The following is a 19,386-nucleotide window of genomic DNA, read 5'->3' as shown; positions in this document are numbered from 1 at the left end:
ATGAACACGATAGTTTAATGATTTTATGGTTTAATCGTTATTCATAGCGTCACAAATTTTCAATTCAGTCCCAAATAACTTACATTGCCCGTCTTGGCCTAGTAGTCAGTCAATTTAATTATGACGGGTAAATTGTAGGTGCGAATTCATTCGCACTAATCGCACGCTATGAATACTCTGCAAATTTTACTCGTCAGAACAAGACTGACTAAGTACTAGTCATAATTGCCAAGTCCTGCTAATCGTTTACAATCATCAGATGCAAAAACACAACGATTCCAACAAACCGCTGTTTACCGGTTTTTCCGCTCCGGACAGGGCACGGATTGACCAGGCGCTGGCCATCGTCGCGCAAATTCCTGATGATCCTCACTATTACCGCCCCAAGGGCGTCGATGTCGCCGGTATTTTGATGTCGTTTAATATCGACCTGAAAACCATCCTGGCGGCGATACTCAGCGATCCCCGCCTGACGAATCTAAATCCCCGGCCCAACATTACCGAACAGTTCGGCGACACAGTGGGGGCACTGGTCAAGGATGTCAACTGGCTCAATACCCTGACCGTTTACACGCCGGAAATGGCCCGTCAGCCGAACCAGGCCGAAACCCTGCGCCGCATGCTCTTGTCCATGACCCAGGACGTGCGCGCCGTGTTGATCAAGCTGGCTTACCGCGTCCAGCGTTTGCGCAACCTGTCTCGGGAATCCTATGAAGTCCGGCATTTTATTTCCCGGGAGACGCTGGATATTTATGCGCCGCTAGCCAACCGCCTCGGCATTCACCAGTTAAAGTGGGAACTCGAAGACATGGCGTTCCGCTATCTGGAGCCGCAGATCTATCGCCGCATCGCCACCTCCCTGGCCAGCAAGCGCGTGCATCGGGAAACCTGCATCAACAGCTTTATCGCCCAGCTGCAAAAATCACTGGCCGATGCCGGTATTTACGCTGACATCTACGGCCGCCCCAAGCATATTTACAGCATCTGGAAAAAGATGCAGCGCAAGCAACTGGACATAGAAGAACTTTACGACCTGCTGGCGGTGCGCGTGATCGTCGACAATCTGTCCAATTGCTATACCGTTCTGGGCCTTGTGCACAGCCATTGGCAGACGATCCCGAAGGAGTTCGACGATTACATCACCAACCCCAAGGAAAACGGCTACCAATCCCTGCACACGGTCATTCTCGATACGAACGGCAATCGCATCGAAGTCCAGATCCGCACGCGCGAAATGCATAACTTTGCCGAACTCGGGGTCGCCGCGCACTGGTCCTACAAAGAAGGCGGCGGACACGATGCCGCCATTGAAAAAAGCATCGCCTCCCTGCGTAAGCTGCTGGAAGAAAAAGACAACGACGAGGCCCTGGTCGAAAACTTCCGCAACGACCTGTTCGGCGATCGCGTCTACGTGCTGACGCCGGCCGGCAAATTGATCGATCTGGTCAAAGGCGCCACGCCGCTGGATTTTGCCTATGCGATCCACAGCGAAATAGGTCATCGCTGCCGCGGCGCGAAAGTCAACGGCCGCATCGTGCCGCTGACCTATACGCTGAAATCGGGCGAACAGGTGGAAATCCTGACCGCCAAGGAAGGCGGCCCCAATCCCAACTGGATAGACCATAACCTGGGCTATTTGAAATCATCGCGCGCCATCAGCCGGGTTAAAAGCTGGTTTAAAAGCCAGCAGCAGGCGCAGAACATCGCCACCGGCAAAGCCATTCTGGACAAAAAATACCAGCAGCTGGGGCTGAAAATGGCCAATCTGGAAGAACTGGCCAGGCATTTCAAGCAGCCCGACACCGACAAGTTGCTCGAGGCGATCGGCCGCAGCGATATCAACCCGCGCCAACTGGCGGCATTTTTCAAGATCCCGGAACTGGAAGCGCCGCCCGCCAAGGCCAGGCAACAGAAATCGCCGGCCAAATCCGCCGTTTCCGTGGCCGGTATCGATAACGTGCAGACCACGTTCGCGCAATGCTGCCAGCCGGTTCACGGCGACGATATTATCGGTTATATCTCGCACAACAAAGGCATCACCGTGCATCGCAAAAATTGCGAGAATATCGAGCATTTAAGTCCGGAGAAACGGTCCCAGCTGATCGAAGTGAGCTGGAGCTCCCAAAAATCCAGTCATGCCGTGCCGATTGTTATCCATGCCTTTAGCGCGCAGAATCTGTTAAACGACGTGTCGCAGGTGCTGGCCCAGGCCAAAATTCATATTTCCAATGCGCTATTGAACACCCACCCGGATTTCTCGGCGGATCTCAACCTGACCATTCAAATTGAAAACACCGATCAATTAAGCCAGGTGCTGACTAAAATCAATCAATTGCCTAACATAGTCGATGTGAAGCGTAAAACCTAATGTAGCCGCGCGGGCGAACAACCGCCCCGCGCGGCATTGTATTCTTAAACTTAATACCTGCACCTATGCCCCAAGACACACAAAAACGCCTGATCCTCGTCGACGGCTCCTCGTTCCTGTTCCGCGCCTATCACGCCATCCCGCCGCTGACCAATCCGAAAGGCGAGCCGACCAATGCCATCCTCGGCGTTTCGAACATGCTGCGCAAGCTGATCGCCGATTATCAAAGCGATTACATCACCGTCATTTTCGATGCGCCCGGCAAGACCTTCCGCAATGACCTCTATGACCAATACAAGGCGCACAGGCCGGCCATGCCCGATGACCTGCGCGTGCAGATCGAGCCGCTGCATCATCTGATCCGGGCCATGGGCCTGCCGTTGATCATCGAAAACGGCGTGGAAGCCGACGACATCATGGGCTGCCTTGCGCAACTGGCCGAGCGACAGGGATTTCACGTGGTGATTTCGACCGGCGACAAGGATATGGCCCAGCTGGTCACCGAACACATCACACTGGACAACACCATGTCCAATGTAAAGCTTGACATTCAGGGCGTCATCGACAAATTCGGCGTAAGGCCCGAACAGATCGTCGATTATCTGGCCCTGATCGGAGACACCGTCGACAACATTCCCGGCGTGCCCAAGGTCGGCCCCAAGACGGCGGCCAAATGGCTGGAGCAATATGAAACGCTGGAAAACCTGATCGCCTGCGCCGACCAGATCAAAGGCAAGATCGGCGACAATCTGCGCGCCAGCCTGGTCCAGCTGCCGTTATCGAAGCAGCTGACGACCATCAAATGCGACCTGGACCTGCCTTATGGTCTGGAAGACCTGAAACGCCGGCCCGTGGACGCAGCCGAGCTCAAAACGCTGCTGACCGAGCTGGGCTTTTTATCGTGGCTGAAACTGCTCGACAGCCAGACCGAAACCCCCGCCGTTCCGGAGGAGCAACCGGCCGCCCCAGACGCGGTTTATGAAACCGTTCTTACCGAGGACCGGTTCAAGCACTGGCTGGAACAGATCGAACAGGCGCCGCTGTTCGCCTTCGACACGGAAACCACCGACCTGAACTACAGCAAAGCCCGGATCGTCGGCGTCTCCTTTGCCGTCACGCCAGGCCAGGCCGCTTACGTGCCGCTGGCGCACGACTATCCCGGCGCTCCCGATCAGCTGGACAGAACCGCCATCCTGGAACGCCTGCGCCCGCTGCTGGAGAACCGGGATAAAGCCAAACTGGGCCAGAACCTGAAGTATGACGCGCATGTGCTGGCCAATCACGGTATCGCGCTGCGCGGCATCGCCCACGACACGATGCTGGAATCATACGTGCTGAACAGCACGGCCACGAAGCACAACATGGACGACCTGGCCAAGGAATATCTGGGCATTGACACGATTCATTACGAGGATGTGGCCGGCAAGGGCGCGAAACAGATCCCGTTTCAGGAAGTGCTGCTGGAACAGGCCGCGCCTTATGCGGCCGAGGATGCCGACATCACGCTGAAGCTGCATCAGGTGCTCATGGCGAAGCTGGCCCCGCATCAGGCCCTGATGAAGCTGTACTCGGAAGTCGAAATCCCGCTGATCAGCGTGCTGGCGCGCATCGAACGCAACGGCGTGCTGATCGATACCGCCATGCTGGCGCAGCACAGCCTGGAACTGGCCGGCCACATGGCCGCGTTGGAGCAGCGCGCCCATGACCTGGCCGGACATGCGTTCAATCTCGGCTCGCCGCAGCAGATCCAGAACATCCTCTATGACCAGCAGAAACTGCCGGTACTGAAGAAAACGCCGAAAGGCCAGCCGTCCACCGAAGAATCGGTGCTGCAGGAACTGGCCCTGACCTATCCGCTGCCCCAGCTGATTCTCGAATATCGCAGCCTGAGCAAACTCAAGTCGACCTATACCGACAAACTGCCGCAACAGGTCGACGACCAGACCGGCCGCGTCCATACATCCTATCATCAGGCCGTGACCGCGACTGGCCGCCTGTCGTCGACGGACCCTAACCTGCAGAACATCCCGATCCGCAGCGAGGAAGGCCGCAAGATCCGCCAGGCATTTATCGCGCCCGCAGGCTATAAAATCGTCGCGGCCGATTACTCCCAGATCGAACTGCGCATCATGGCGCACCTGTCCAATGACGCCGGCCTGCTGAAAGCCTTCAGCGCCGGCGAGGACGTGCATCGCGCGACGGCCGCCGAAGTGTTCGGCGTGGCGCCCGACCAGGTCACCCCCGACCTGCGTCGCTCGGCCAAAGCGATCAATTTCGGACTCATTTACGGCATGTCCTCGTTCGGTCTGGCGCAGCAGCTCGGCTTGTCGCGCAACCAGGCGCAGTCCTATATCGACCTGTATTTTGCCCGCTATCCGGGCGTCAAGGATTACATGGACAACACCCGCGCCCTGGCGCGCGAGCAGGGCTACGTGGAAACCCTGTTCGGCCGGCGCCTGTATCTGCCCGAGATCAAATCGCGCAACGCCGCGCGCCGCCAGTATGCCGAACGCACGGCCATCAACGCGCCGATGCAGGGCACGGCCGCCGACATCATCAAACGCGCGATGATCTTTACCGACCGCTGGCTGCAACAAAAACAACCCGACGCCAAAATGGTCATGCAGGTGCACGACGAACTGGTATTTGAAATCGCCGAAGACCAGCTGGACAGCTGCACGGCCGAGATCAGAAAACAGATGTGCTCGGCCGCTGATCTGAACGTGCCACTGGTCGTCGATATCGGGACCGGCAATAACTGGGATGAGGCGCATTAAAGATGCTTTGACGGCTAAATTGATCGGCTCCAGGTGACGGGATTACGCCCGTCACCCCTGCCACACCACCGGACATGCGGTTTTCCGCATCCGGCGGTTGGAATCAACGGCTAAGCCGCCCAAGGTTTTGCTCCTTGTCGATAAATCTTACGTTGTAAACGCCCTGTTACTGCACTCGCCACCTCCGGCTTCGCCTACTGCTTGGAATCCACCAAGCCCAGCAAAACATGGCAGTTGGGTAGCTTGCCGCTCGCGGCTGCTCCGTCCTGTTTCAGATGACTACTCGTGTTTTCACAGAAGTCCTTTCGTCGTATCTCGATTCCTTCGGCCCTTCGCTCCAGCTTGTTTCCAAGCCTTCCTCACTACTACGGCCTCTGCTGACTTCTCCCAAACTCTCATTTGGGAGATCTCCCCGGGTAAGGTGCTAAAACTTTCCGCCCGTGCCGCCAAGCTCTACCTGATGCGTCTTTCGGTAACGGTTGGATTTCGTGTTCCCTAGCACACTCATCGCCCGCACCCGGCCTCTCTGCTTGTTCGTGTTCCTACGGTCGTGCGTTTGCTACACGCTTCTTTCAGGCTGGCCTCGCGGCTTCCCCCTTGCGCTTCGCTACGGTTGTCGTTACTACTTCCGGTTATCTCCTTTCAGATAACAAGTTTTAGCCCATGCCGGGCACACTAGGTGCGAATTCATTCGCACTTTCGCACTTCCTGAAATTAGCATCTTGCATAGGATGTGCTGAGCGCATCGCTCGCGAACGATGCGCCTCCTGGCGTCGGCACATCCTATTACTCAGTCAATTTAATTATGACGGGTAAACTGTAGGTGCGAATTTACTTGTGCCCTTCAGGGTATTCGCACTATCCGCATCGGCCATTGCCTCGCGTCAGACCAGGAATTCAAATGTCGCGGCTGACGGTAAACATGGTAAAAAACCGCCCGCGCGCAATATCATTAATTAATTAAAATTTGGCCGGAACTTTTTAAATTGATCTGCGTCATATGGACGTACGCCTTAAAACGGCGTCAAGTCAGTCAATTCCCCCCTTAATTTATTGGCTGATTTTCTTTTCAAGCCCCGATATATTCACATGTATTCGGGGCTTTCTTTTTACCGCTATTCCACAATCGATTTTCTCTGTTATGCTATTTCAATATTAAATATTGTTTAGCGTATCTTTTAATGGCACAACCGGAAAACGATAAACTCATTGCTTTCGTTGAAAAAATGCCCGCTTTTCCTAAAAGCGTACAGAGAGTGCTTCAACTCACTTCCGATCTCAATGCACCGGCCAAGGAAATCGTGCGCGTCATCGAATGCGACCCGATCATGACGATTAAAATCCTGAAGGCCATCAATTCATCCTTCTACGGTCTGCCGAAAAAAATCAGTTCGATACAACGCGCGGTCGTGCATCTCGGCCTGAATACGATAAAGAACCTGGCGCTGGGCGTCGCCGCGATGGGCATGCTCAATAACAAGAACCAAGCTGGCTTCAATACCGATGACTTCCTGCTGCACTCGCTGACGACCGCGGCCGTCAGCCGCATGCTGGCGGCGCGCCTGGGTCTGCCGCTGTCCGAATGCAGCGACTGTTTCGTGGCCGGGCTGCTGCATGATTTCGGCAAAGTCGTATTGGCCGAATTTATGCCGGCCGAATTCAGAGCCGTCCTGGAAAAAAGCAAGCAGCGGAATATGCCGCTGAACCTGGCCGAACTGGAATTCATCGGTTTCGATCATGCCCAGGCGGGCAAAATACTGGCGGAAAAATGGGAGCTTTCCGCGCTGCTGGTCGATGCCATCGCCAACCACCATGACACAGGCGACAGCGACAATCCGATGCGGGACTGCCTTTTCGCCGCCAATCAAATCAGCAAACACATGCAGTCGGGCGATGGCGGCAATGCCGTAATCGAACCTTTCCCCGACTTCATCGACACGCGTTTCGGGATGCCGTTCACTGCGCTGATTGATGCCTTAGGGGATCTGGAACTGATAAGAACAGAAGCCCGCTCCTTGATCGCCCTTTAAAAAACAGCCATGAAATTTAAATTCTGGGGCGTCAGAGGATCCATACCGACACCGGGGCCCGATACGGTCAAATACGGCGGCAACACGACCTGCATAGAGATCAGAACCGATGACAATGATTTGATCATCCTCGACGCCGGCACCGGCATCCACGCGCTGGCCCAGGCGCTGCACCGGGAAATGCCCATTACCGCGCATATCTTTATCACCCATACGCATTGGGACCACATCCAGGGCCTGCCGTTCTTCACGCCCATGTTCATCAAGAACAACCAGATCAACATCTACGGCGGACTGGACCCGGTCACCAATGAGAGCATTCACCGCGCCCTTTCCGTGCAGTTGCAATACAGTTTCTTTCCGATTCGCGAAGCCCAGCTGAATGCCGGCATTGAATACTTCACGATCAAGCCCGGCGAGCCGACTTGCATCGGCCGCGCCAAGATCACCCCGATTGTGCTCAACCATCCCGTATTGAATTTCGGCTATCGGGTTGACTGCGACGGGCAATCGCTGTTTTTCACCGGCGATTACGAGCCGCAAGTCAATATTTACAGCGCATGCGATGAAGAATATCCGGAATTCCAGTCGTTTATTGAAGCCAAGCGCGAGGAAGTCACGCTCGCCATGCGGGATGTGGACGCGCTGATCGTCGATTCGTCGTACACCGGCGAAGAATACGCGACCAAGCAAGGCTGGGGACATGGCACTTATGATTCGGCCATCAAACTGGCCGCCGATGCCCAGGTGAAAAAACTGTTTCTTACGCATCATGAACCGACCCGCAGCGATGCCGAGCTCGATGCTATTTATGAAGCCCTGCTGAAAAAATATCCGGCACTCGACTTCGAGTTACTGTTGGCTCAGGAAGGGATCGAAATCCCGCTTTGATCGGATTCGGCGCGGCTGAACAAATTATCCAATGCCTCATGCACTTCATCGATACCGGTTTTCTTCAATGACGAAAAAAGCTGGATCGTCAGCGGACAGCCGACATCGTTCAGTTCTCTCCTGACCTGCAACAGCGTATTTTTGGCGGCCCCGTAAGTCAGCTTGTCGGCTTTGGTCAGCAGGATATGCAGCGGCAGGCCGGCATGCTCGCACCAGGCGATCATCTGAAGGTCGAACTCGGTCAAGGGATGGCGCACGTCCATGACCAGAATGATGCCGCACAGCGACTTGCGGTGCGTCAGATAATGCTCCATCAGCTCATGCCACTTTTTCTTCACTTCCACCGGCACTTTGGCATACCCGTAACCGGGCAAATCGACGAAACGCAGCCCGGCGTTGATTTCAAAAAAATTGAGCATCTGCGTCCTGCCCGGCGTTTTACTGATCCTTGCCAGCGCGTTTTGCCGCGTCAGGGTATTGATCGCACTCGATTTCCCCGCGTTGGAGCGCCCCGCAAAGGCGACTTCCAGGCCCTGGTCGGCCGGCGCATTGCGCATGTGCGGCGAACTATTGATAAATTTTGCCTGGTGATAGATGGGATTCATCGTTGCCTCGCTTAAGCTTGTTAATTAGAGTAGAATTCGACTGTTAAGTAGCCGACCAATAACTATAAAGGCTACCATAAATGATGACTTTATTTCGAAGGGGAACCTGATGAAGAAAAAATTGCTGGCACTCTCAATGGCTCTGGCGTTTACGGGTGGCGCCACACATATCGCACATGCCCAAGGCTCTATCAAGGCAGGACAGGAAAAAGCGGCTGCCTGTGCCGGCTGCCATGGAGAGGACGGCAACAGCATGGTATCAACATTCCCCAAGCTTGCCCAGCAACATGCCTCTTATCTGGAAAGACAGCTGAAGGACTTCAGGGACGGCACGCGCAATGACCCGGTCATGTCGCCGATGGCGCTGCCCCTGAGCGATGAAGACATCGCCGACATTGCCGCCTATTATGCCTCCAAACGCGTTTCGGCCAACCAACTGCCGGTTCTGGACGATGACGATGAAGAGGAGCAACCGGCCTCGGAAACCGAAAACAAGGAAGACCCCGTGCAAACCCTGATCGCCCAGGGCAGCGATCTTTACCGCAACGGCGACCTGAAACGGAAAGTATCGGCCTGTATCGCCTGCCACGGCCCTTTCGGCGAAGGCAACAAGCCGGCGGCCTTTCCGGCCTTGAAGGCCCAGCATGCCGATTACCTGATCAAGGCGCTGAAAGATTTTAAAGCCGGCGCCCGCAGCAATAATCCGGAAAACATGATGCACATGATCGCCAAGAAAATGACCGATGATGAAATCAAAGCCGTTTCCTATCGCATTTCGATGATGAAATAGCCGATATTACGCAGTCAACTCTCATATTCATCAAATCATCGCAGCCGGGTCGAATTCATTTATGCCCTATGGGTACTTGTGCCCTTTAGGGTATTCGACCCGAAACGGCCGCCGGGCTTTATCGAAGCAGCAGGCCAGCAATGAATACCCTGTAATGCTTGAATCTTTCAGTATTTACCCGACATCCCTCAGAACGGGATAGTCATAGTTAACCTATAAATCAATGTCTTCCGTTAACGCGTCCCTGCCCCGTACTCTTTTCCGCTTTCTCGGCTCCATGAACCTGGCCATCACGCTGCTGGTTGCCGTGGCCATCGCCGCCGTGATCGGCACGGTCCTGAAGCAGAACCAGCCCTACGTCGATTATGTGCTGAAATTCGGCCCGTTCTGGTTCGAGATCTTCAAGGCCCTGGATCTGTATGATGTCTACTCGTCCAGCTGGTTTTTAACGATTCTGACGTTTCTGGTGATTTCGACCAGCGTCTGCGTGTACCGCAACACCCCGCACATGCTCAGGGACATGCGCAATTTCCATGAGCATGCGCACCGGACCGCCCTGCAGCGCCTGGCCCATCATGCCCAATGGCAAAGCGCCCAGCCGCTCCGGTCCAGCAGCGATTATGTCGGCGCCCTGCTCAAACACAAACACTATAAGATCAAGCAGCTCGACACCCAGGACGGCCAGCTGATCGCGGCCAAAAAAGGCGCCGGCAGCCGTCTCGGCTATATTTTCACGCATGTCGCGATCGTCATCATCTGCATCGGCGGGCTCCTGGACGGCAACGTGCCGTTGAAAATCGCCCAGATGCGCGGCGATATCGCTGTCGAGACGCGCCGGATTCCGGCCAGCGAAGTGCCTGAGCAAAGTACGCTGCCGGCCGACAACCTGTCCTTCCGCGCCAATATCGACATTACCGAGGGCAAGGCCGCCAATATCGCCTTCATCGACTTCAAGGACGGCTACCTGGTGCAAAAACTGCCGTTTACCATCCGGGTCGACGATTTCCGCATCGAGCATTATGAAAGCGGCCAGCCCAAATCGTTCGAGAGCGACCTGGTCATTATCGATGAGGACTCAGGCGCGCCGGTCAGACAAACCATTTCGGTCAACCATCCGCTCAGCTACAAGGGCTACACGATTTACCAGAACAGCTTCGGCGACGGCGGCTCGCAGCTGAAGCTGGCCCTGCACCCGCTGACCGGCACGGGCGGCCAGGCGCAGGAAATCGAGGCGACGGTCAAGCAAGCGCATCCGATCAAAACCGCGTCCGGCGAGCTGTCGCTGGAAATCGTCGACTTCCGCCCGTTCAACGTCAACCCGGACCCGACCGGCGTCAAGAAATTCCGCAATATCGGGCCCAGCTTCCAGTTCAAGCTGCGCAAGGCCGACGGCACGGCGCGTGAATACATCAACTACATGCAACCCGTGCAACAGGACGGCGAATCCTTCTACCTCAGCGGCATGCGCCGCTCGCCGGCCGAGCCGTTTCAATACTGGTTCATTCCGGCCGATGAGGAACAGCGCCCGGACCGGTTCCTGAATTTTCTGGCGGCGCTGCACAATCCGGACCGGCTCAACCAGGTGGCCCTGGCCACGGCCCGGGCCACCGAAAACAGCCAAAGCCTGCCGGCCGCCGAACAGCAAAAAGTCGCCGACTTCATGATCACGCTCAGCCGGCAGTTCATCGACGGCGGCAACGAGCGCATCTCGGCCCAGATTGAAAAATCGGTGCCGGAAGACCAGCGCCGACAGGTTGCCGAACTGTATGCCACGGTCCTGCACCAGTTCCTGAGAAATATGTATCTGACGATACTGGAACAGGAGGGCGTCGATATCGACCAGCCGGTCAGCGATTTCGACATGCGCTTCTTTGAGAATGCCGTCAATGCCCTCAATGTCAGCCATCAGTACGGCTCGCCGTTTCTGGTGTCGCTGAACAGCTTCAAGCACATCGAGGCGACCGGCCTGCAAGTCACGCGCTCGCCGGGCCAGTGGCTGGTATTCCCGGGCTGTCTGCTGCTGGCCGTCGGCGTGTTTTTCATGTTCTACCTGCCGCAGCGCCGGCTCTGGGTGATCATCAGGCCGGACGGCGAAAAATCGTCGCTGACCCTGGCCGGCAGCGCCCTGCGCAACCGTTACGACTTCGACAGGGAATTTGAACTGATCAGGCAAGACCTGACCCAAAAGCTAACCTGATCCCGCCGGATCTCATCTGTAACCAATCTCTGCATACCGCTATGGAAAATCTTTTAGATCAAGACTTCAAATCAGACGGCTTTTTAACACAGCGCTCGCGCTTCGACTGGGCCTGGGCGCTGCTGGTCATGGCCGGCACCGTGTTCGCCTTCAGCCAGTACCGGCATCTGATGGACGGATTCGAAATCGCCATCCTGCTCGGCAGCGGCCTGTTGACGGTCTGGCTGGGCTGGTTCTGGCCGTCATTGAGAACCTTTACTTTGGCCATCGCCGGCCTCAGCCTGTTCGCCATTGCGCTTTACGGAGCGGACCTGTCGGCGGCCGACAGCAATTTCTTCCTCAAATACCTGCTGGCCAGCCAGTCGGCCATCATGTGGATGAGCGCGCTGTACGTGATGGCAACCGTCACCTATTTCGGCCATTTGTTTTCCGGCAACGCATTCACCGGCAAGGTGGCGGGCTGCTTGACCTGGTCGGCCACGGCGATGGGCATGGCCGGCCTGATGGTGCGCTGGCGCGAATCGTACCTGATGGGCGCCGATATCGGCCATATCCCGGTCAGCAACCTGTATGAAGTGTTCATCCTGTTCTCGCTGATCACGGCGCTGCTGTACCTGTATTACGAGCAGCGCTACAAAACGCGTTCCCTGGGCGGCTTCGTGCTGCTGGTCATCAGCGCAGCGGTGGGCTTTCTGCTGTGGTACACCTTCGACAAGCAGGCCCATGAAATCCAGCCGCTGGTGCCGGCGCTGAACAGCTACTGGATGAAAATCCACGTGCCCGCCAATTTCATCGGCTACGGCTCGTTCTCGCTGGCCGCCATGATCGGCGTCGTGTTCATCCTGAAAGCCGGGGCCGAAACCCGAAACCCGAACGGCCTGGCGGCCACGCGCCTGCCGGCGCTGCCGTTGTTGGAAGACGTCATGTACAAAGCCATCGCCCTCGGCTTTGCTTTTTTCACGCTGGCCACTATACTCGGAGCCCTATGGGCGGCGGAGGCCTGGGGCGGCTACTGGTCATGGGACCCCAAGGAAACCTGGGCCCTGATCGTCTGGCTGAACTACGCGGCCTGGCTGCACATGCGCCTGACCAAAGGCTGGAATGGCAAACCGATGGCCTGGTGGGCTATCATCGGCTTTTTCGTCACGTTGTTCGCGTTCCTTGGCGTCAATATGTTTTTGTCCGGATTACATTCTTATGGAGAACTCTAAATCATGTTAAAAAAAATCATCCAAACCGGTCTTTTGATCCTGTTGTTTTCATGGTCCATGCTGCTGAAAGCCGAGCCAGTCGGTTATGAAACCCTGTCGCAGGCCCAACCGACCAACAATCCCGCCAAAGTCGAAGTTATCGAGTTCTTCTGGTACGGCTGTCCGCATTGCTATGACTTTGAGCCGCTGCTGAGAAAATGGGAACAAAACCTGCCCGACTATGTTGAATTCATCCGTCAGCCGGCCGTGTTCAGCAGCCTCTGGGGCAAACACGCCAAGGCCTATTTCACGGCCGAGGCGCTAGGCGTGGTCGACAAGGTGCATGCCGATTTTTTTGACGCCATTCAGGTCAAAAAACAGAAACTTGAAGACGAAGACCAACTGGCCAAATTCTTTGCCGAGCACGGCGTCGACGAAGAACAGTTCCGCGCCGCCTACAATTCCTTCCTGGTCGACACGAAAATGCGCCAGGCCGGCGCGATAGCGGCCCGATACGGCGTCACCGGCGTGCCAGCCGTCATCATCAACGGCAAATACAAAACCAATGGCCCTTTGGCCGGTTCTCATGAAAAGATGATCGAAATCATGAACCAGCTGATCGAACAGGAACGCGCTAACCTAAGCAAATAGCTCAGCCTAATCTGGCAATTACTACGGATTGATGGCCTGATGCCGAAAAATGAACAGACATGTAGGGGCGAACCTGTGTGTTCGCCCTTGTCCAATGGTTCGCCTTTGGTCTGTGGTTCCCCGATAGCCTGTTGTGCACCCGAAACAGGGCGGACACGTAGGTCCGCCCCTACAATGCATCCGCACGATACAGACTCCCTTTGCCCTGGTTCCCACGGTCCTCCGTGGGAACCCATACTGAAGGGCATAAAGGCATCGCTCCCACAGTGGCGCCTGAGTCAATTATCCGCGTAACATCAGTTAGCAAAATGGAGGTAGTTAGCTGCATCGGATTCTGCTATGTTATTCGCCCGAGCCACCATTTGATTAAGGAGCGGGTGATGAAACGATCAACACTGATGCTTTTTATACTGGTAATACTTTGGGGCTGTGAAAATACCAAAGGACAAAATCGGCATGACCCCAATCATCATGACAACGTTATGCAGAATAATCGCGAATAGCCCGACAGGGGCCTTGTTTATCCTATCGGTTGAATCGGGTTTCAAACGCCACGGCAATGCCTGAATATCAAAGGCAAGGCCTGTTTTTTTATTGAATGCAAGGAGTTGACCATGGAAACGGTATGGCGCTTCAAGCCCGAAACCGAATTCTATACCGACGAGAAATGTTTCATTGTCGAGATGCTCAATACACCCGATGATGAAGCCTGCTCAATTGCCCGGGCCCGCGTCGAGCCCGGCATTACGACCTGCCTGCATGCCGTCCTCGGTACGGTCGAACGCTATGTCATCCTTGAAGGCGAGGGAGAAGTGGAAATAGATGGCGCGCCGTGCGTGCCGGTTGGCCCCGCTGATGTCGTGTCTATTCCCGCAGGCCGCTCTCAACGGATCAAAAACACCGGCACTACCAGTCTCGTCTTTCTTGCGATCTGCACGCCGCGATTCAGGCCGGAATCCTACGTGGATTTGGAGACTTCCGCCTGATGCGCCAAAACCGCGCCCAAAGGTCGCCGGCAAAGGACAGAGCAACAGCACGTTTGAACGGATCGCTACAGTCCTGATAAACCCATGCCCTTAATTTCCTTCCATTTATTTCATCTCAGAATGATCCCGGTTCCCACTGTTGCCGGGATACTGTTTTTTACTTTAATCGGCTGCGGAAGCCTGTCGGCCGTTGTTTACGCACTGCCCAATTTTTTAGCTGTCAATAGTCCTGTCCGGCATGGTTTACTGGTTGTCGAGGGCTGGGTTTCACTGCCGTCTTTACGCATGGCGGCGGACACTTTTCAACAGGGCGGCTATGAAGCCATTGTCGTCAGCGGCGGGCCGATTGAGGGCAACTTCTGCCGGTCCGGATTTAGCACTTACGCTGAACGCGCCGCTTATGAATTGAAGCAATTAGGCATTGCCGACGCGCAGATCATTGTCGCGCCCGCGCCGGCATCGGCTCAGGACCGGACTTATCGAAGCAGCGTTTCTGTCAGGCAGCTGCTTGAGTCTCAGGGACGCAAAGTTACCGCTTTCGACCTGTTCAGCAGCGGCCCCCATACCCGGCGCTCACGCAATCTCTATCAATTGGCGTTCGGGAAGCATGTGGAAGTCGGCACAATTGCGGCGCCGCCATCGACCTATGATTTTTCGCATTGGTGGAGAAGCAGCGCCGGTGTTAAAGAGGTGCTTGCCGAGGGCATTGCCTATGCCTGGACGCTCTGTTGTTTTGAGCCAGGGAAGCAGGGGTCCTGGGAGGAAGCGTGGGGGAATGGGCGAAAATAGCCTTAACCCGGAAATTTCATACGACCTCGAAGGACATGAACGACTTGTATGATTAACAACACCAAGCAACTTAACCCGTTTTATTAGAATAGAATTCCATAGCGTTTATTTATTAGCCGGAAACACCATCTTCAGGCATGGGTCGCCATGAACACAAGCCATTCACTGACCGACAGGGCGCCAAAGATTTTCATAAACCCGGTAGGGTACGCAGTGCGTACCTTTTCCAGCGGTTCCGGTGAATGCCATCCCAAAAGGTACGCACTGCGTACCCTTATGTTTCGATTTTATCCAAATCCCAAGGTAAAATCCCCGGCTGATCACCGGGCGGGAAGCGGAGAAGCCGAGCGTACCCTGAGGCATCGAGCCTGTTTTGTAGATAACGCTCTCCGCTACCCACATCCGCCTTCTAAGTTCGTACGGTATGCGTAGGCCCTTGCTTCGTCGAGAGAGCCCGAATAAACCTAAGGCTGAACCAGGCGTATGCCTCACAATGATCATAACTTATTGTTTACTATTATTTAACGTACTCTCAGATGTCTAAAGTTACCATTGGCGTAGATATTGCCAAGCATAAATTCGATGTGGCTCGCCTGGAAAATGGAAAATACAAACATAAAAAATTTGACAATAACGAGCAAGGTTTTGTCGACCTGCTCGACTGGTTAACCACCTTCGGCGACGTAAAGCCTGCCATTTGCATGGAGGCGACCGGCGCCTACAGCATTCCTCTTGCCGAATTCTTGGCGCACTCAGACTACCTGGTTTCGGTCGTCAATCCAGCTAAAATCAAAGGTTTTGCCAAGAGCGAGCTCAGCCGAGTTAAAACCGACAAGGCCGATGCTAAGCTCATTGCCCGTTATGCGATGGAAAAGAAACCACCGCAGTGGACGCCACCGCCTGCCAATATCCGCGAGCTGCAAGCCTTGTTGCGCCGCATTGAAGACCTACTGGAAATGCAGCAGATGGAGAAAAACCGTCTGGACACGGCGGATGCCACGATTATCGACTCTATCAACACCTTGTTAACTCTCCTGGAGACCGAACTTGATGCCACGCGCGCACGCGTCCAACTCCTGATCAATCACGATCCCGATCTCAAGCAGCGTCGGGATTTGCTGGAATCAATTCCGGGTATCGGCGAGTCCTCTTCCGCTCATTTGTTGGTTGCCTTGAGCGCCCACTATGGCTTCACTAGCGCCAAACAAGCGGTCGCTTTCGCTGGCCTCAATCCGGCACTTAACGAATCCGGTACATGGAAAGGCCGATCCCGTATTTCCAAAATGGGCGACCCCTTGCTACGCGCTAAACTCTATATGCCCGCCGTCGTTGCCGGCAACCACAATCCGGTCATCCGCCAGTTCCGACAACGCCTTGAACATAATGGTAAACACGGCATGGCGATCGTTTGCGCCTCAATGCGTAAACTCATTCATATCGCCTTTGCCATCTTAAAATCGAACAAACCTTTCGACCCTCATTTCGCGCTTGCATAATGAGCGATAAGACGGTATCTACTGTATTTTTCAGGCAGGCCTGTCAATAACAAAACTCAATTTTCACAACAGCCGTTGCTTTCAAGTAACGGCTGATTGCTCTAGTGGCGCCTTTGGCCTTCGTGGTGAAATATATTCTGGTCAGCACGCCGGTTGACTCGGTACGGTGCCATTGCTGGTATTGGGTATCAGCCGTTTTTGCTCACACTGCTGAACCAGTAATGCCGCCAGCTCTTGCTGTTGGGCTTGATAGCTGAAGTTCCCATAGAGATTGGTCTGCTCCAGGGGATCATCCGTCAAATTGTACATCTCGAACTCATCAGGCGCCGGAGTCTCCTTTACGGTCACGGTATATTCGAATGTGTAAGTGCCTTCGGCGGCAGGCAACGGCTCTTTGGGCGGAATCACGACCGTATCGCTGGGGGGTGTCTCCGGATCGCTCCAGAATTGGGGATTATCGAAATAACGCGAGTATTTCCAGAGTTTCCCATCCGAAAGCCGCGCGATCACGGTCTCGATATGGTTGGGCTGGATGACTGAGTTATAGGGAATTCCGGTCCAGTTGTCCTGATCGAGGCCCCGGCTGGGATCGTCATCGGTCATGAAATAAACCGGCGCCTCTTCCATGGCATCAGAACTCACCTCACTGAGCACCAGCGGCGACAGGTCGCGGCCCACCAAGGGTTGGGCGTCGGTATGGTTCCGGGCGAGTTGCTCGCGAAGCGTCTCCTGGTCGAGACCGGCCAATCCCAGCAGCGTAGGCAACAAATCGACATGACTGGTCAGGGTATCCACCGATTGCGGCCGCGGAAACAAGTAGGGATTGGAAATGATCAGCGGGACATGGACGACTTCTTCATAGGCGGTATACCATTTCTGGTGCAAGCCGCCGTGCGAACCGAGGAGATCGCCGTGATCGGAGGTGAAGATGACGATGGTGTCGCGGCTAAAGCGGGAGTTGAGCAGGGATTGGTAGACCCTCATCATTTGTTCGTCGACGTTTTTATGCAGCTGGTAATAGAACCGGACATATTCCTCTTCGAAAAGGATAGGCTGAAAAACACTGTGATAGGCGTCTTTGTAACTGGATTGACAACCGGGCTTGTTGTTCCCGGCCAGATTCTCCGCTTGGGTCGGCCCCGAGGGCGCGGGCTGCAGCAGAAACTCCGGTACGATATCTTCAATCGTGAAATCGAAGCTTCCGGAAAGCTCTGCCGCCAATCCCCAAAGCGTAATATCGTGGGGATTGAGAAAAGAACTGACGATGAGCCACGGTTGTTGGCTGTGGCTGTGATGAAGCTGCTGAATGAGTTGTTCCGCCTGATTGGCAAATCCGATATCCCGGCCCTGGGCGTCTTTAGCCGAGGATGCACTGTTGAGCGGTGCTCTTCCATGAGGCTCGGGGCCGATCCAGCCCGAAAAACCGAACGACTCAAGCCGGTCCGCTTCAAGGTAAAGCGCCTCCTGGGCCGGCACGGGCTGGCCGCTTGAATCATAACTGGCGATCGGATCGTTAGTACCGGGGAGAATTAAATCGGCATCGGAGGCATGCCACTTGCCTTTCCAGTAAGTCTGGTAGCCGCCGGCCCGGAAGTAATCGCCAATCGTGGGAACGCTATTGGGGTCCAGCCAGAATACGTCCGGATCGGGCGCTTCCTTGGCCGCCCCGGTGGTCTGGGTGACGCCATGCAGGGATGGATAATGGCCGGTATACAGGGAAGCCCGGCTGGGGACACAGGCGACCGAGGCGGCATAATGCCGATGGAATTCCATGCCCTGCATCCTCAGCGCATTCTGTGTTTTCAGGTAGGTTTGCCGAAACTCCTTGGCAAATTCGGTTTCATAAGGCGGCGGATAGCGCATCTCGTCGCACATGAGAATCAGGAAATTCGGCCGGCGGCCCTTCAGCCAGCGGGGGCCTTTTGACTTTCTCCCCGACGCGGCTTGAAGTTCCGGTCCGCCGCTGGCCGGGTCCGATAAGCCCAAGGCTCCCAGTGTTGCCGCGGCGGCGCTCGTGGCCAAAAAGTCGCGACGGGTTATCCCGTTTCGGGTTTTCTCATTTTTGTGATCGGACATGATGCGACCTCCAGGGAAGTGTTTGTATCTGATATAAGGACCAATGCGTTGTCCTGAATCCTGTTCCGCGTTAACCGCTTCATTGCGAACCTCGCGGCAGGACTGGCTTTCGCACGGGCGGCCGGGCAAGCGTCTGTTACTGATTGACGAAGCCGTTAATTCTGAAGCTGCGCTCAGCAAAGGGTATAGGAAAAGCCCAGCAAAAAAACTCGTGTCAAACACCTATAACTGAGACTCGGTACTTGCTACTCTTTTTGATAGCCAGATGGCTTTCTTTGCGGGTCAGGGGCAAGCCAGATATCGGGAGTTATTCAAGCGGCATATCGAAGGAGAATTATTGGAAGAGATTCGACGGATGCTGAACGAGGGGCTAGTACTTAGGAATGCGCATAAAATAACTTCCTCAAGTGCGCGGATGAATTTCCGGTGTAGGTGCGAATTCATTCGCACTAAACCGCGTAACCGACGAAATAGCGAGCGTTCCTGTTTCCAATGGTCCTCCATGGAAACCAATACCGGGTTTTGGGCGTGAATAATTGG

13 protein-coding genes are annotated in these 19,386 nt (G+C 55.1%); 11 read left to right on the top strand and 2 right to left on the bottom strand.

The genetic code is table 11. From position 1 onward, the window contains the following. Positions 1 to 259: 259 nt before the first annotated feature. From METMA_RS0109805 to METMA_RS0109790, 4 genes are all read left to right on the top strand, one after another. A complete protein-coding gene (locus METMA_RS0109805) occupies positions 260 to 2,368 on the top strand; it encodes a RelA/SpoT family protein (protein WP_020158918.1) in 2,109 nt (702 codons plus the stop codon). 65 nt (positions 2,369 to 2,433) lie between these two features. Continuing rightward, positions 2,434 to 5,145, top strand: a complete 2,712-nt coding sequence (polA, locus tag METMA_RS0109800; RefSeq protein ID WP_020158917.1) for a DNA polymerase I — start codon at positions 2,434 to 2,436, stop codon at positions 5,143 to 5,145. Positions 5,146 to 6,326: 1,181 nt separating this feature from the next. Further along, complete coding sequence (locus tag METMA_RS0109795; RefSeq protein WP_020158916.1) at positions 6,327 to 7,175, top strand: HDOD domain-containing protein; 849 nt, start codon at positions 6,327 to 6,329, stop codon at positions 7,173 to 7,175. 9 nt (positions 7,176 to 7,184) lie between these two features. Then, positions 7,185 to 8,066: an MBL fold metallo-hydrolase gene (locus METMA_RS0109790; protein ID WP_020158915.1), complete on the top strand. Its 882-nt coding sequence runs from the start codon at positions 7,185 to 7,187 to the stop codon at positions 8,064 to 8,066. Here METMA_RS0109790 and yihA read toward each other — a convergent pair. Then, on the bottom strand, positions 8,039 to 8,671 hold the full coding sequence (yihA, locus tag METMA_RS0109785; protein WP_020158914.1) for a ribosome biogenesis GTP-binding protein YihA/YsxC: 633 nt from the start codon (positions 8,669 to 8,671) through the stop codon (positions 8,039 to 8,041). The two genes, METMA_RS0109790 and yihA, sit on opposite strands and share 28 nt — an antisense overlap. A gap of 109 nt (positions 8,672 to 8,780) precedes the next feature. Between yihA and METMA_RS0109780 the strand changes: the two genes are divergently transcribed. From METMA_RS0109780 to METMA_RS0109745, 7 genes are all read left to right on the top strand, one after another. Further along, a complete protein-coding gene (locus tag METMA_RS0109780; protein WP_020158913.1) occupies positions 8,781 to 9,461 on the top strand; it encodes a c-type cytochrome in 681 nt (226 codons plus the stop codon). A gap of 223 nt (positions 9,462 to 9,684) precedes the next feature. After that, positions 9,685 to 11,658: a cytochrome c biogenesis protein ResB gene (locus METMA_RS0109775; protein ID WP_027147194.1), complete on the top strand. Its 1,974-nt coding sequence runs from the start codon at positions 9,685 to 9,687 to the stop codon at positions 11,656 to 11,658. A gap of 41 nt (positions 11,659 to 11,699) precedes the next feature. Then, positions 11,700 to 12,869, top strand: coding sequence for a c-type cytochrome biogenesis protein CcsB (gene ccsB / locus METMA_RS0109770; RefSeq protein WP_020158911.1), 1,170 nt, complete (start codon positions 11,700 to 11,702; stop codon positions 12,867 to 12,869). A gap of 3 nt (positions 12,870 to 12,872) precedes the next feature. After that, positions 12,873 to 13,499 carry a thiol:disulfide interchange protein DsbA/DsbL gene (locus METMA_RS0109765; protein ID WP_020158910.1) on the top strand — a complete coding sequence of 209 codons (627 nt, stop codon included), beginning with the start codon at positions 12,873 to 12,875 and terminating at the stop codon, positions 13,497 to 13,499. A 614-nt stretch (positions 13,500 to 14,113) separates the two neighbouring features. Next, complete coding sequence (locus tag METMA_RS0109755) at positions 14,114 to 14,485, top strand: cupin domain-containing protein (protein WP_020158908.1); 372 nt, start codon at positions 14,114 to 14,116, stop codon at positions 14,483 to 14,485. 84 nt (positions 14,486 to 14,569) lie between these two features. Next, positions 14,570 to 15,274, top strand: a complete 705-nt coding sequence (locus METMA_RS24400; RefSeq protein ID WP_020158907.1) for a YdcF family protein — start codon at positions 14,570 to 14,572, stop codon at positions 15,272 to 15,274. Between the two features lie 536 nt (positions 15,275 to 15,810). After that, the gene (locus tag METMA_RS0109745) at positions 15,811 to 16,770 is read left to right on the top strand and encodes an IS110 family RNA-guided transposase (protein ID WP_020158906.1); all 960 of its coding nucleotides are present in this window, start codon (positions 15,811 to 15,813) and stop codon (positions 16,768 to 16,770) included. Positions 16,771 to 16,911: 141 nt separating this feature from the next. Here the strand turns inward: METMA_RS0109745 and METMA_RS0109740 are convergent, their stop codons facing one another. Next, positions 16,912 to 18,846 (bottom strand): sulfatase-like hydrolase/transferase, encoded by a 1,935-nt coding sequence (locus METMA_RS0109740; RefSeq protein WP_156830482.1) that lies wholly within the window; start codon positions 18,844 to 18,846, stop codon positions 16,912 to 16,914. Positions 18,847 to 19,386: the final 540 nt, after the last annotated feature.

Origin of the sequence: Methylobacter marinus A45, assembly GCF_000383855.1 — a bacterium.
GTDB classification, from domain to species: domain Bacteria; phylum Pseudomonadota; class Gammaproteobacteria; order Methylococcales; family Methylomonadaceae; genus Methylobacter; species Methylobacter marinus.
Note: the sequence above shows the minus strand (reverse complement) of the source record. Positions and strands in the feature narration are given on the sequence as shown.

Bases quoted from the DNA above. Each gene is read 5' to 3' on its own strand.
- METMA_RS0109745 (WP_020158906.1), top strand. From the start codon at position 15,811: ATGTCTAAAGTTACCATTGGCGTAGATATTGCCAAGCATAAATTCGAT.
- METMA_RS0109780 (WP_020158913.1), top strand. From the start codon at position 8,781: ATGAAGAAAAAATTGCTGGCACTCTCAATGGCTCTGGCGTTTACGGGT.
- METMA_RS24400 (WP_020158907.1), top strand. From the start codon at position 14,570: ATGCCCTTAATTTCCTTCCATTTATTTCATCTCAGAATGATCCCGGTT.
- METMA_RS0109755 (WP_020158908.1), top strand. From the start codon at position 14,114: ATGGAAACGGTATGGCGCTTCAAGCCCGAAACCGAATTCTATACCGAC.
- yihA (WP_020158914.1), bottom strand. From the start codon at position 8,671: ATGAATCCCATCTATCACCAGGCAAAATTTATCAATAGTTCGCCGCAC.
- ccsB (WP_020158911.1), top strand. From the start codon at position 11,700: ATGGAAAATCTTTTAGATCAAGACTTCAAATCAGACGGCTTTTTAACA.
- METMA_RS0109740 (WP_156830482.1), bottom strand. From the start codon at position 18,846: ATGTCCGATCACAAAAATGAGAAAACCCGAAACGGGATAACCCGTCGC.
- METMA_RS0109795 (WP_020158916.1), top strand. From the start codon at position 6,327: ATGGCACAACCGGAAAACGATAAACTCATTGCTTTCGTTGAAAAAATG.
- polA (WP_020158917.1), top strand. From the start codon at position 2,434: ATGCCCCAAGACACACAAAAACGCCTGATCCTCGTCGACGGCTCCTCG.
- METMA_RS0109775 (WP_027147194.1), top strand. From the start codon at position 9,685: ATGTCTTCCGTTAACGCGTCCCTGCCCCGTACTCTTTTCCGCTTTCTC.
- METMA_RS0109805 (WP_020158918.1), top strand. From the start codon at position 260: ATGCAAAAACACAACGATTCCAACAAACCGCTGTTTACCGGTTTTTCC.
- METMA_RS0109765 (WP_020158910.1), top strand. From the start codon at position 12,873: ATGTTAAAAAAAATCATCCAAACCGGTCTTTTGATCCTGTTGTTTTCA.
- METMA_RS0109790 (WP_020158915.1), top strand. From the start codon at position 7,185: ATGAAATTTAAATTCTGGGGCGTCAGAGGATCCATACCGACACCGGGG.